Source organism: Streptomyces sp. NPDC051738 (genome assembly GCF_044453205.1).
Lineage (GTDB): Bacteria > Actinomycetota > Actinomycetes > Streptomycetales > Streptomycetaceae > Streptomyces.
Window position 1 is genome coordinate 181,467 of the sequence record NZ_JBITCM010000007.1, and the last position, 12,619, is coordinate 194,085.

A 12,619-nucleotide genomic window follows, 5' to 3' on the forward strand; every position below is an offset into this window, starting at 1 on the left:
CCAGCGCCCGGGAGGTCACGATGGGCACGTCGTCGTCGCTCGCGTCAGGCCCTGAAGGCCCCGACGCCCTGCGGCCGTTGCTCGACACCGTGCTCGACGCGCTGAGCGAGGGCACCCGGGCGCGCGGGGGGCCATTGCCCTCCGGCGGCCCGGACGCGGTCGCCGCGCGCGTGCGGGCCGCGATCGGGGACGTACTGCCGGAGACGGGCGACCCCAACGCCCTCCACGACGTCGTCCGGGCGCTCGCCGAGGGCGCCGCCGACCCCTCGGACCCCTTCTGCGCCGCCCACCTGCACTGCCCACCCCTCGCCCTCGCCACCGCCGCCGACCTGGCCGCCTCCGCCCTCAATCCCTCGCTGGATTCCTGGGACCAGGCGCCCGGGGCATCGGAGTTGGAGGGGCTGGTGACGGAGGCACTGGCGGTGGAGGTCTTCGGGGCCCCCGCCTCCGGAGCCACCCCGCCCCCGGCCGCCCCCTCCGCCCTCATCACCACCGGCGGCACCGAATCCAACCAACTCGCGCTGCTCCTCGCCCGAGAAGCGCACGGCACCGGTGTCCGGCTCGTGCACGGGGCGAACGCGCATCACTCGCTGCCCCGCGCCGCCTGGCTGCTGGGGCTGCCCGAACCCGTCGTCGTACCCGCCCCGGCAGGGACCCTCGACCCCGCCGCCCTCGACGAGGCCCTCACGGAACTGAAGGGGCCGCGCGGCTCCTTCGTGGTCGCCGCCACCGCCGGCACCACCGACGCCGGGCTCATCGACCCCCTCCCGGAGATCGCCGCCCTGTGCGCCGCCCAGGGCGCCCGACTGCACGTCGACGCCGCCTACGGCGGAGCCCTCCTCTTCAGCGACCGGTACCGCGACCGGCTCACCGGCCTCGACGCCGCCGACACCGTCACCCTCGACCTGCACAAGCTCGGCTGGCAGCCGGTCGCCGCAGGTCTCCTCGCCGTCCGGGACCCGCGCGACCTCGCCGTGCTCCACCACCGTGCCGACTACCTCAACGCCGAGGACGACACCGAGGCGGGCTTGCCCGACCTGCTCGGCCGCTCCCTGCGCACCAGCCGCCGGCCCGACGTCCTCAAGATCGCCGTCACCCTGAAGGCCCTCGGCCGCACCGGCCTCGGCCGCCTCGTCGACCAGGTCTGCGACCGCGCCCGCGAGTTCGCCGCCCTCGTCCACGGCCACCCCGGGTTCGAGCTCTACGCCCCGCCCACCATCAGCACGGTCCTGTTCCGGCCCGCACACGCCGACGACGACGCCGTCGCCGCCGTACGCCGAAGGCTCCTCACCGACGGCCGCGCCGTCCTCGGCCGGGCCCGGATAGACGGACGCCTGTGGCTCAAGACCACGCACCTCAACCCCCACACGCGCCCCGACGACCTGGCCGCCCTCCTGAAACTGGTGGAAGGAAACACCCCCGAATGACCCCCCAGCCAAACCCCCACACCGCCCCCCGGCACGCCGACCCCCTGACCGCCCCCAGCCAGGCCGGCCCCCATGACGGCCCTCACCCGGGCGCCCACATCAACCACGAGGACGGCCACACCAGCCCCCATACGGGCCCCCGCACGAGCCCTGACCCGAGATTGCAGTCCGCCCCGCACTCAAATCCTCAGGCAGGCCCGCACCCGACCCCCCAGACAGGCCCCGACCCCGACACCCCCCGCGACCTCGTCGGCATCGGTGTCGGCCCCTTCAACCTCTCCCTCGCCGCGCTCGCCCACCCCCTCGCCGAGCTCGACGCCGTCTTCTACGAGCGGCGCACCGCCTTCTCCTGGCACCCCGGGCTGCTCATCGACGGTGCGCGCATCCAAGTGCCGTTTCTCGCCGATCTGGTGACGCTCGCCGACCCCGCCAGCCCCTGGTCCTTCCTGAACTACCTCAAGGCCCGCGACCGGCTCTTCCCCTTCTACTTCGCCGAGCGCTTCCACATCCAGCGGGCCGAGTACGACGCCTACTGCCGCTGGGTCTGCGAGAACCTCCCCGGGCTGAGCTTCGGCCACCAGGTCGACGCCGTCCGCTTCAACCCCGAACGCGACGTCTTCGAAGTCGACTTCACCCAGCTCGGCCCGGACGGGGAAGCCGAGGCGCTCGGCCGTACCTACGCCAGGAACATCGTCCTCGGCATCGGCACCGAGCCGTACGTCCCCGACCCGCTCAAGCCCCTCGTCGAGGCGCCCGCCGTGCCCGTCATCCACGCCGCCGACTACATGCACCACCGCGAGACCCTGCTCGCCGCCGAGCACGTCACCGTCATCGGGTCCGGACAGTCCGGCGCCGAGGTCTTCCTGGACCTGCTCAGGCGCCGCCCCGCGGGCCGCGAGGGGCTGCACTGGCTCGGCCGTACGGCCGCCTTCGCACCCATGGAGTACTCCAAGCTCGGCCTGGAGCACTTCACCCCCGACTACACCCGCTACTTCCACGCCCTCGCCGAACCGGTCCGCGACAAGCTCGTCGCCTCACAGTGGCAGCTCCACAAGGGCATCGACGCCGACACACTCGCCGCCATCCATGACGAGCTCTACCGCCGCACCCTGCACGGCGGCTGGCCCGAGGTCACCCTCACCCCCGGCGTCCGCGTCCGCACCGGCGGCCGTATCGCCACCACCAAGGTCGAACTCCACCTGGAGCACGTCCACCAGAACACCCGCTCACGCCTGACCACCGACGCGGTCGTCCTGGCCACCGGCTACCGCGAACGCCCCTTCGACTGCCTCCTGGCCGGCCTCGACCCCTACCTGCGCCGCGACAGCCAGGAACGCCCCCGCATCGACGACCAGTACCGCCTGGTCATGGACCCGCACGTCACCGGCTCCGGCTGCAACGTCTACGTCCAGAACGCCGAACGCCACACCCACGGCATCGGCACCCCGGACCTCGGCCTCGCGGCCTGGCGCAGCGCCGGCATCCTCAACGCCGTCACCGGCAAGGAGACCTACCCCCTCCCCACCCGCACGGCCTTCACCACCTTCGGCCTGCAACAGCAAGAGCCCCAGATCCCGCGCGCCCGTCAGCCGAAGGCGCTGACACCGCTCATGGACGGGATCTGAGGCTCCCCAGAAGAGCAACTCCTAGAACACCGGCGTGCCGTTCCGCGTGAGCTTCCAGTCCACCGACGCGAAGTCCTTCGGGTCCAGCACACCCTTCGCGGTCACCCACTCCGCGATCCGGGTACGGATCTCCGTCGACTCGGCCCACAGCTCCTGGGCCGACGCCACATGCGGGAACGCGCCGCCGCCGTTGGCCCGGTAGTTGTTCACGGCGAACACGAACTTCTGGGCGTCGTCGAGGGCGGCACCGTTGAAGGACAGGTTCTTGATCCGCGAACCCGCCGCCTGCGCGATGTCGATCTCGTACGACAGCCCCGACACGTAGTCGTAGTTGTAGTCGGGGCGGTTGTTCGCGTTCGTCAGCTTCTCCACGTCGACCGCCGCGTCGGCGGCGGTCTGCACGAAGTACTCCGCCGAGTACTCCAGGTACGCCTTGATCTGCGCGCCCGTCATCAGCTTGGCGACCAGCGTGTTGTCGTAGACGTACAGGCTCGACAGATCCCGGATGGTCACGTCGCCGGCCGGGATCTCCGAGGTCCGCGAGAAGGGAGAGGCCTGCGAGATGACGGGCAGCGAGGCGTACTCCGTGCCCGCCAGCGCCGCCTTGGCCACGTCCTCCTGGACCTTGGTGATCAGGTCGATGATCGGGGCGTCCTTGTAGCGGGCCTCGACGGTCGTCAGCTTCTCGGTCGCAGTGCCCACGACCTGGTTGACGTACTCCACGACGATGTCGTGGTCGTCCTTCAGCAGCTTGGTGATCTTCTTGTCGTCGGCGACCGTCTTCGAGTCGCGCACCGTCGCCTTCACCGACTCGACCGTCCAGCGACCCTTGACGAGGACCAGCTCGAAGTCGAACAGGGTCAGCCGCTGCGCGTAGCACAACGGCTCCGACAGCACGACCGTCTTACCCGTCTTCTCGTTCGTGACCAGCAGCTCCGCGATCTCCGTGTGCGCGTGCCCGACGAGAATCGCGTCGATGCCCGGCACCTGCTGCGCCACCAGCGCCGACGAGTTCTCGATGTACGGCAGCTGGTCACCGTACGACGACGTCCCCGACGAACCGGAGTGCGCCGACACGATCACGATGTCCGCACCCATCGAACGCAGCTTCGGCACCCACTTCGCGGCCTGCTCCTCCAGACCCGGGAACACCATCTTGCCCTCGACGTACGCCTTGTCCCAGATCGCGATGCCGGGGTTGGTCAGCCCGAGGACCGCGACCTTCACGTCAGGAGCGCCCGGCACGCAGAACTTCTTGATGAAGTACGGCGGGAAGGCGGGCTTCAGCGTCTTCGCGTCCAGCGCGTTCGCACCCAGCAGCGGGAAGTCGCACTGCTCCTCGAACTTGCGCAGCGTCTCGATGCCGTAGTTGAACTCGTGGTTGCCGAGGGCCACCGCGTCGTACCCGATCGCGTTCATCGCCGCCGCCATCGGGTGGATCGGACCACCCTTGGCGGTGATCGGGTCGACCTTCGCGTAGTAGTACGTCAGCGGGGTGCCCTGGATCGTGTCGCCCGCGTCGATGAGCAGCGTGTTGCGGCGGCCCTTCTCCGCGCGGACCTGGTTCACCAGCGTCGAGACGCGCGCCAGGCCCTTCGCGTTGCCCTTGGCGTCCGAGTACTCGGCGTCCTTGAAGTAGTCCCAGTTGAAGATGTTGCCGTGCAGGTCGGTCGTGCCCATCACGGTCAGCGCGTACCGCTTCGCCGGCCGGGAGCCCTTCGCCGGCTGAGCGGCCTGGGCCGCAGGGGCGGCCGCCGTGGTGGCCAGCGCCACCCCCGCTCCGGTCACGGCGGACTTCTTCAGGAACTTCCGGCGGTCCAACGGCATGAGTGCTTCTCCTGGGGGAAGGTCAACAACGCGCGTAGATTCTGCCCGTCCACAGACCGTCCGCAGATTCTGACGCGCGTAGATTCTGACCTGGGCATGGCGAGTGGCAACAGACCCCGCAGGTTTCGATCTGATGACCGAAGCTGTGAACTCCCCGCCCCCTAACCCGCCAAGCGGTGACAGAGTGGGGCGTATGACCAGCCCTTCACCGGACGACCCCCAGCCCCCCGTCCCCTACGGCACCCCCGACGCCCCCCGCATCGCCGTCCGCGGCGAAGCCCACCTGGAAGTCGACCCGGAAATCGCCCGCATCGGCGTCACCGTCGCCTCCCGCGGCAAGGACCGGCGCGCCGCCCTCGACGACCTCACCCGCCGCAACACCTCCGTCCTCGACCTCATCAAGACCTACGGCGACGCCGTCGAACGACTGGAGACCGGCGCCTTCTCCATCAGCCCCGAACTCAAGGACAAGGGCCGCGGCGAACGCGTCCACGCCCACCACGGCCGCGTCCACATCACCGCCGTACTGACCGACTTCACCGCACTCGGCGAACTCACCACACGCCTGGCCGACTTGGAACTGACCCGCGTCGACGGCCCCTGGTGGGGCCTGCGCCCCGACTCCCCGGCCCACCGACAGGCAAGGCAGCAGGCAGTACGGGAGGCAGTGCAGCGCGCGCGGGAGTACGCCGAAGCGCTGGGAAGCACACTGGCCGCGCTCGTGGAACTCGCCGACATCGGCGCCGAGAACGCCCCCTACCCGCAGACCCGCGGCGGTCGTATGCGCTCCATGGCCTACGGCGCCGCAGAGGACACCGCGGCGGCCCCCCTCGATCTCGAACCCGAGCGGCAGCAGGTCCACGCCCAGGTGAACGCGCGATTCACCATGACGCCGCCACAACTGTGAGCGACCCCGGCCCTGCGAATAACCCCGGCGGGGCGATTCGAACGCTCATCGGAGCGCCCCGCCGCACAATTCAACACTTGTCAATAGCCCTTCACGCAAAGGTTGTTGAGTAGTCATGCCGGACCAATTCTCTACCCGCCGGTAAGTCATAGAGTCGAAACATGCGCCGAGCGAAAATCGTCTGCACCCTGGGCCCCGCCACCGACTCGTACGACCAGATAAAGGCACTGGTCGACGCCGGAATGGACGTCGCCCGATTCAACCTCAGCCACGGCGGCTACGCCGATCACGAGGAGCGCTACCAGCGCGTACGCAAGGCCTCCGACGAGACCGGCCGCAGCGTCGGCGTCCTCGCCGACCTTCAAGGCCCGAAGATTCGCCTCGGCCGCTTCACCGAAGGACCCGTACTCCTTGAACGCGGAGACACCTTCACCATCACCGTCGAGGAGGGCGCGGAAGGCGACCGCCAGCAGTGCGGCACCACCTACTCCGGCCTCGCCGCCGACGTCACCCCAGGTGAACGCATCCTCGTCGACGACGGCAAAGTCTGCCTGGAGGTCACCTCCGTCGACGGCCCACGCGTCCACACCACGGTGGTCGAGGGCGGCATGGTCTCCGACAACAAGGGACTCAACCTTCCGGGCGTCGCGGTGTCGGTGCCGGCCTTGTCGGAGAAGGACGAGGCCGACCTCCGCTGGGCGCTGCGGACGGGCTTCGACGTCATCGCCTTGTCCTTCGTCCGCTCCGGCCGCGACATCGAGGACGTCCACCGCATCATGGACGAGGAAGGCCGCCGCCTCCCGGTGATCGCCAAGGTGGAGAAGCCCCAGGCGGTCGACGCCATCGACGACATCGTCGCCGCCTTCGACGGCATCATGGTCGCCCGCGGCGACCTCGGCGTGGAGATGCCGCTGGAACAGGTCCCGATCGTCCAGAAGCGCGCCATCAAACTGGCCAAGCGCAACGCCAAGCCGGTGATCGTCGCCACCCAGATGCTCGACTCCATGATCGACAACTCCCGCCCGACGCGCGCGGAGGCGTCGGACGTGGCGAACGCCGTCATCGACGGCACGGACGCCGTGATGCTGTCCGGTGAGACGAGCGTCGGCAAGTACCCGATCGCGACGGTCCGGACGATGGCGAAGATCGTCGAGGCCGCCGAGGAGGATATCCTGGCGAAGGGCCTCCCGCCCCTGACGGAACTCAACAAGCCCCGCACCCAGGCCGGCGCGGTGGCCCGCGCGGCAGCCGAGATCGGCGACTTCCTCGGCGCCAAGTTCCTGGTCGCCTTCACCCAGTCCGGCGACACCGCCCGCCGCCTTTCCCGGTATCGGTCGCCGATTCCCCTGCTGGCGTTCACGCCGGAGCCTGCGACGCGTTCCCAGCTGAATCTGACGTGGGGAGTGGAGACGTTCCTGGGCCCGCATGTGGAGTCGACGGACGCGATGGTCGACCAGGTGGATGAGTTGTTGCTGAAGTACGGCCGCTGCAAGAAGGGCGACACGGTGGTCATCACGGCGGGCTCGCCTCCCGGGGTTTCGGGCTCGACGAACCTGGTGCGGGTGCATCACATCGGGGAGGACGACAGTCCGAAGTAGCAGGTGGAGGGCCCCTCTTCGGTTCTTGAGGAGGGGCCCTTTGCTGGGTGGGTCAGTACTTGGGGCCTACGTGGGTGTCCATGAGGGCTACGGAGGCTTTGCGGGCGATGGAGATGTTGCGGGTATTGGCCTGTCGCCATTCGACGCCGACGTGATCCAGAGCGGCTGTGAAGAGCCCGATGATGTCGCTCGACAGGTTGGTGAAGAAGTACCGGGGGTATTCGTAGCGCTTACGCTCGCCGCCTACGGGGCGGGTGGTCCAGTTGGTGATGCGGCATCCGTCCGAGTGGATGAGGCCGCGGATGAACTCCCACGGGTACGTGTCGACGATGGTTTGTTGCCAGGGGGTGAGCGTGATCGAGCGCTCGTGCTTCTTGCCGGGGCCGTGCTGCGGGAAGAGGCGGGGCCAGTGCGGGGAGTAGCTGGTCACCATCGTGCAGCCCTCCTTCTGTAGGGCGTACACGCCGATGCCTGGGCGCACTTGGGTGATGGCTTCGCGGCACTGGCGGATGAGGCCGGGCCACGCGTCGGCGCAGGCGATGCGCAGGTAGTATCCGGTGCCGCGGGGGTGGGAACTGATGCAGCCGTCGCCGAGGTAGAGGCCCAGCAGATAGGCGTACGCGCGTTCATCGGCGGGTGGCCCAGAATCCTGAGGCGCAATGCGAGGTAGGGGTTCCAGGCGTGTCTGCCAGGAGCGGATTGCGGCTCGTGAAATGCCCGTCACTCGGCTGACCGAATTCAGGCTGCGTCCCTGAGAGACCAGCGCGAGGGCTCGCTTGCGTGTGCTGACGTCGTACATGTGCACACTCTGTGAGGGTGATCGCGGCGACGCACAGCAAAAAGCGGATGTTCACGAGAACGTGAACATCCGCTTTCTTGTGGCGACCTTGGAAACCAAGGAAAAGTGCCCCGAGTCGGATTCGAACCGACGCTGTATGGGTTTTGAATCCATTGCCTCTTCCGCTGGGCTACCGGGGCCCCTTCAAAATGAAGGTTGGTGGTTACCCGCCGTGCCCCCACCTTACCGCAGCTAGGTACGCTCTTGTCAGCAGCACCCCTGCCCCTGAACGAGGAGCCCCCGTGACCGCCCCCGAGTCGCCCCAGCCCGTAGACGCGCCCGACGACGACAAGTCGCACGTGCCTCCGCTGACGACCCGTGTCGTCATTGCCGAGGACGAGGCGCTGATCCGGCTCGATCTCAAAGAGATGCTCGAAGAAGAGGGGTACACCGTCGTCGGTGAGGCCGGTGATGGTGAGCAGGCCATCGAGCTTGCCCGTGAGCACCGGCCCGACCTTGTCATCCTCGACGTCAAGATGCCGAAGCTGGACGGTATTTCGGCGGCCGAGAAGATCGCCGAGGAGAGCATCGCGCCCGTGTTGATGCTGACCGCCTTCTCGCAGCGCGATCTCGTCGAGCGGGCTAGGGATGCCGGTGCCATGGCGTACCTGGTCAAGCCGTTCAGCAAGAGTGATGTCGTGCCGGCGATCGAGATGGCCGTCTCGCGGTTCACGGAGCTGAAGGAGCTGGAGAAGGAGGTCGCTGACCTGACCCTCCGGCTGGAGACGCGGAAGCTGGTGGACCGGGCGAAGTCCATCCTCCAGACCCAGTACGGGTTGACGGAGCCCGCCGCGTTCCGGTGGATCCAGAAGACGTCGATGGACCGTCGGATGTCCATGCAGCAGGTCGCCGAGGCCGTCATCCAGGACGCCGAGGAGAAGAAGGCCGCCAAGGGCTGACGTACTTGAGCAAGCGGATGGCTGAGGCCCGTGCCCCCTCTCAACCGGGGGACACGGGCCTCACTCATGTGGGCGGTCAGTCCTCGCCCAGATACGCCTTCCGTACCGACTCGTCGTGCAGGAGGTCCTGCCCGGAGCCGGAGAGGACGATCTTGCCGACCTCCATGACGTGGCCGTGGTCGGCCAGGGAGAGCGCGGCCTGGGCGTTCTGCTCGATGAGCAGGATGGTGGTGCCCTGGGACTTGAGCTCCTGGATGGTCGCCATGATCTTCTGCATCATGATGGGGGAGAGGCCCATGGAGGGCTCGTCCAGCATGAGCAGCTTCGGCTTGGACATCAGCGCCCGTCCCATGGCGAGCATTTGCTGCTCACCGCCGGAGAGGGTGCCCGCGGCCTGCTTGCGGCGCTCTCCGAGGATGGGGAAGAGGTCGTAGGCGCGCTGGATGTCTTTCTCGATGCCCTCTTTGTCGGTGCGCAGGAACGCGCCGAGGCGGAGGTTGTCCTCGATCGTCATGCGGGGGAAGATGTGCCGGCCCTCGGGGGAGTGGGCGAGCCCCAGTGCGACGACCTTGTGTGCGGGGATCTTCTTCAGCGATTTGCCCTCGAACCGGATGTCGCCGGAGAGCGGCTGGAGGAGGCCCGAGAGGGTCCGCAGGGTGGTGGTCTTTCCGGCGCCGTTGGTGCCGATGAGGGTGACGACCTCGCCCGCGTTCACCTTGAACGAGATGCCTTTGACGGCTTCGATCTTGCCGTAAGCGACCCTGAGGTCCTCGACCTCGAGCAGTGCGGTCACTTGTCGTCCCCTTCCGTGCTGGCCTGCGCCTCGGCCTCCGCGGCCTCGACTTCGGCGACCTCCGCCTCGCCCGGTGCGCCCTCGAAGGGCGTGCCGAGGTAGGCGGCGATGACGCGTTCGTCGGCCTGGACGACCTCGGCGGGGCCCTCGACGATCTTCTCGCCCTGGACGAGCACGGCGACCCGGTCGCAGAGGTTCATGATGAACCGGATGTCGTGCTCGATGACGAGGACGGCGATGCCCTTGTCCCGGATGGCGAAGATGAGCTCTTCGGCGGCCCGGGTCTCCTGCGGGTTCATGCCGGCGGTGGGCTCGTCGAGGAGGAGCAGGCCGGGCTCGCTCGCGAGTGCTCGGGCGATTTCCAGCTTGCGCTGTTCGCCGTAGGGCAGGTTGCGGGCGAGGTGGTCGGCCTTGGCGGCGAGGCCGGTGAACTCCAGGAGTTCCATGGCGCGGGCGCGGGACTCCTCTTCGGCCTTCTTGAAGCCGGGGAGGCGCAGGAGGGCCGACCAGAGGCCTTCCTTGGTGCGGGTGTGCCGTCCGACCAGTACGTTCTCCAGAACGGTCATGTTGGCGAAGAGCCGGATGTTCTGGAAGGTACGGGCGATGCCGGCCTGGGTGACCAGGTGCGGCTTGGGCGGGAGGACGGTGCCCTTGTAGGCGACCTTGCCCTCGGTCGGCACGTACAGGCCGGTGAGGCAGTTGAAGAAGGTCGTCTTGCCGGCGCCGTTGGGGCCGATGAGGCCGACGATCTCGCCGGTGTTCACGGTGAGGGACACATCGCGTACGGCGGTCAGACCGCCGAAGCGCATCGTGACACCGCTCGCGTCGAGCACCGTCGTGGCGGTGGGTGTGGTCGTGGTGGTGGTCATGGCGGTCACGCCCCTGCCTTGGCGACGCCGGTCGCGCCTTCGGGCAATGGCTTGTCCTCCGGTACGTCGAGCTGTCCGGTCTCGTGGAATTCGAGCTGCTTCCTGCGGTCGGCGACCAGGCCTTCGGGGCGGAAGCGCATCAGCAGCATCAGGGCGATGCCGAAGAGGAGCAGCTGGTATTCCGCCATGAACTGGAGCTTGGCCGGGATGAGGTAGAGCAGCGCGGCGCCGATCAGCGGGCCGCTGATGGTGCCCATGCCGCCGAGGATGACGGCGGCGAGCAGGAAGGCCGAGTTCGGCGGTACGGAGCCGGCGAACTGGTACTGCTCGGGCGTGACGCTGTACGACACGTGCGCCTGGACGGTGCCGGCGAGGCCGGCGAGGGCGGCGCCGAGCGCGAAGGCGAGGAGCTTCAGGCGGAAGCCGTTGATGCCCATCGCGGTGGCGGCGGTCTCGTCCTCGCGGATGGCGACCCAGGCGCGGCCGATGCGGGATTCCGCCGAGCGGCGGAAGACCAGGACGACGATCGCCGTGCACAGCAGCATCAGCAGGTAGTAGTTGCCGGAGCGGGTGAGCTCGGTGCCCAGGACGTCGTGCGGCAGCCCGAGGTTGAACCCGAAGATCTCCAGGTCCGGGATGTTGGGGATGCCGTTGGAGCCGTTGGTGACGTCCGGTCCGCTGTTGCCGTTCAGGTTGTTCATGGTGATGCGGAAGATCTCACCGAAACCGAGCGTCACGATGGCGAGGTAGTCGCCGCGAAGTCGCAGGGTCGGGGCACCGATCACCACGCCGAAGATCAGCGAGGCGGCGGCGCCGGTGAGGACGGCCGCCCAGAACGGGAATTCGACGCCGATGCTCGACTGGGGGGAGCCGGAGACCAGGGCGGCGGCGTAGGCGCCGACGCCGAGGAAGGCGACGTATCCGAGGTCGAGGAGGCCGGCGAGGCCGACGACGACGTTGAGGCCCAGGGCGACCGTGGCGAAGATCAGGATGTTCGCGCCGATGAGGGCGAACTGGTCGTTGGTCTGGGTGAACGGGAAGCACATCGCGGCGACGAAGGCCGCTGCCATGGCCACGTTGCGGTGCTTGGCGGTGAGTGCCGAGAGCCGCTTGAGGAGGCCTGCGCGGGTCACGGCGGTGAAGCCGAAGGCCGTGACGATGAGGAAGCCGATGAACAGCTCGGAGTATTCGGTGCCGATGCCGTACGCGAAGACGTACAGGCCGACGCCGAAGCCCGCGGCGATGATCAGGATCTCCACCCAGGAGGGCAGTTCCTTGGCCCGGGCGGGTTCGGGTGCGGTGAGCGAGTGGCGTATCCGGCCCCAGAGGTTGGGGGTGGGGTCCGCCGCGTCGTAGGGCTGGTCGACCGGGAGGCCAAGGGCGCCGATGACGGCGACGAGCGCGCCGATGCCGGAGACCCAGGCGCCGGGTTCCAGGTTGACGAGGCCGCCGAGTTCCTGGCTGATGGCGCCCATGGCGTAGCCCGTGGTGCCGAACACGCCGAGGGCGGCGAGCAGGACGGGGCTGTTCTTGCCGCCGGGGGTGAGCCAGGCGAGGCCGCGGATGCCGTAGCCGGAGAGGGCGAACAGCAGGGTGAGTACGGAGCCGACGAGGGTGAGGACCTGGAGGCCGCCGGGGTAGCCGGTGATGGTGAGTTTGCCCGGGAATTCCTCGGTCCAGGTCCAGGCGAGGAAGGTGCCTGCGAGGGCGATGGCGGAGCCGGCGATGGTCAGCGCGCGGGCCGCGGTGTGCGGCAGCGGGATGATCGGGGTGGCCGGGGCCGTGGACACCTTGGTGGTGTCGGTGCTCTTGTCCATGGGGGTCTCGGTGGTCATG

At 68.6% G+C, this 12,619-nt stretch carries 10 protein-coding genes and 1 tRNA gene; 5 read left to right on the forward strand and 6 right to left on the reverse strand.

The annotated features are described in order from the left end of the window. Nucleotides 1-20: 20 nt before the first annotated feature. Complete coding sequence (locus ACIA8X_RS18510) at nt 21-1,427, forward strand: pyridoxal phosphate-dependent decarboxylase family protein (RefSeq protein ID WP_399458679.1); 1,407 nt, start codon at nt 21-23, stop codon at nt 1,425-1,427. Then, nucleotides 1,424-3,052 carry a SidA/IucD/PvdA family monooxygenase gene (locus ACIA8X_RS18515; RefSeq protein ID WP_393442624.1) on the forward strand — a complete coding sequence of 543 codons (1,629 nt, stop codon included), beginning with the start codon at nt 1,424-1,426 and terminating at the stop codon, nt 3,050-3,052. The genes ACIA8X_RS18510 and ACIA8X_RS18515 overlap by 4 nt, the downstream gene beginning before the upstream one ends. Nucleotides 3,053-3,073: 21 nt before the next feature. Here ACIA8X_RS18515 and ACIA8X_RS18520 read toward each other — a convergent pair whose 3' ends face one another. Beyond that, entirely contained in the window at nt 3,074-4,879 is a 1,806-nt protein-coding gene (locus tag ACIA8X_RS18520) for a bifunctional metallophosphatase/5'-nucleotidase (protein WP_393442626.1), read from the reverse strand. A 193-nt stretch (nt 4,880-5,072) separates the two neighbouring features. Between ACIA8X_RS18520 and ACIA8X_RS18525 the strand changes: the two genes are divergently transcribed. Both ACIA8X_RS18525 and pyk read left to right on the forward strand, forming a co-directional pair. After that, nucleotides 5,073-5,786, forward strand: coding sequence for an SIMPL domain-containing protein (locus tag ACIA8X_RS18525; protein WP_393442628.1), 714 nt, complete (start codon nt 5,073-5,075; stop codon nt 5,784-5,786). Nucleotides 5,787-5,947: 161 nt separating this feature from the next. Further along, the gene (gene pyk, locus ACIA8X_RS18530) at nt 5,948-7,384 is read left to right on the forward strand and encodes a pyruvate kinase (RefSeq protein ID WP_393442630.1); all 1,437 of its coding nucleotides are present in this window, start codon (nt 5,948-5,950) and stop codon (nt 7,382-7,384) included. A 52-nt stretch (nt 7,385-7,436) separates the two neighbouring features. Here the strand turns inward: pyk and ACIA8X_RS18535 are convergent, their stop codons facing one another. Next, nucleotides 7,437-8,183, reverse strand: a complete 747-nt coding sequence (locus ACIA8X_RS18535; RefSeq protein ID WP_393442632.1) for a helix-turn-helix domain-containing protein — start codon at nt 8,181-8,183, stop codon at nt 7,437-7,439. A gap of 106 nt (nt 8,184-8,289) precedes the next feature. Then, nucleotides 8,290-8,362, reverse strand: a tRNA-Leu gene (locus ACIA8X_RS18540). Nucleotides 8,363-8,464: 102 nt separating this feature from the next. On the opposite strand from ACIA8X_RS18540, the gene ACIA8X_RS18545 reads away from it, so the two are divergent. Further along, nucleotides 8,465-9,121, forward strand: coding sequence for an ANTAR domain-containing response regulator (locus ACIA8X_RS18545; protein ID WP_393442634.1), 657 nt, complete (start codon nt 8,465-8,467; stop codon nt 9,119-9,121). A 76-nt stretch (nt 9,122-9,197) separates the two neighbouring features. Here the strand turns inward: ACIA8X_RS18545 and ACIA8X_RS18550 are convergent, their stop codons facing one another. From ACIA8X_RS18550 to ACIA8X_RS18560, 3 genes are read right to left on the reverse strand one after another with little or no spacing between them, the layout of a single operon-like run. Next, complete coding sequence (locus tag ACIA8X_RS18550) at nt 9,198-9,914, reverse strand: ABC transporter ATP-binding protein (protein ID WP_393442636.1); 717 nt, start codon at nt 9,912-9,914, stop codon at nt 9,198-9,200. Then, entirely contained in the window at nt 9,911-10,783 is an 873-nt protein-coding gene (locus ACIA8X_RS18555) for an ABC transporter ATP-binding protein (protein WP_393442638.1), read from the reverse strand. Before ACIA8X_RS18555 ends, ACIA8X_RS18550 begins: the two co-directional genes overlap by 4 nt. Nucleotides 10,784-10,788: 5 nt before the next feature. Further along, a complete protein-coding gene (locus ACIA8X_RS18560) occupies nt 10,789-12,600 on the reverse strand; it encodes a branched-chain amino acid ABC transporter permease (RefSeq protein WP_399458768.1) in 1,812 nt (603 codons plus the stop codon). Between the last annotated feature and the right edge of the window lie 19 nt (nt 12,601-12,619).

Bases quoted from the DNA above. Each gene is read 5' to 3' on its own strand.
- ACIA8X_RS18520 (WP_393442626.1), bottom strand. From the start codon at position 4,879: ATGCCGTTGGACCGCCGGAAGTTCCTGAAGAAGTCCGCCGTGACCGGA.
- ACIA8X_RS18535 (WP_393442632.1), bottom strand. From the start codon at position 8,183: ATGTACGACGTCAGCACACGCAAGCGAGCCCTCGCGCTGGTCTCTCAG.
- ACIA8X_RS18510 (WP_399458679.1), top strand. From the start codon at position 21: ATGGGCACGTCGTCGTCGCTCGCGTCAGGCCCTGAAGGCCCCGACGCC.
- ACIA8X_RS18560 (WP_399458768.1), bottom strand. From the start codon at position 12,600: ATGGACAAGAGCACCGACACCACCAAGGTGTCCACGGCCCCGGCCACC.
- ACIA8X_RS18515 (WP_393442624.1), top strand. From the start codon at position 1,424: ATGACCCCCCAGCCAAACCCCCACACCGCCCCCCGGCACGCCGACCCC.
- pyk (WP_393442630.1), top strand. From the start codon at position 5,948: ATGCGCCGAGCGAAAATCGTCTGCACCCTGGGCCCCGCCACCGACTCG.
- ACIA8X_RS18525 (WP_393442628.1), top strand. From the start codon at position 5,073: ATGACCAGCCCTTCACCGGACGACCCCCAGCCCCCCGTCCCCTACGGC.
- ACIA8X_RS18555 (WP_393442638.1), bottom strand. From the start codon at position 10,783: ATGACCACCACCACGACCACACCCACCGCCACGACGGTGCTCGACGCG.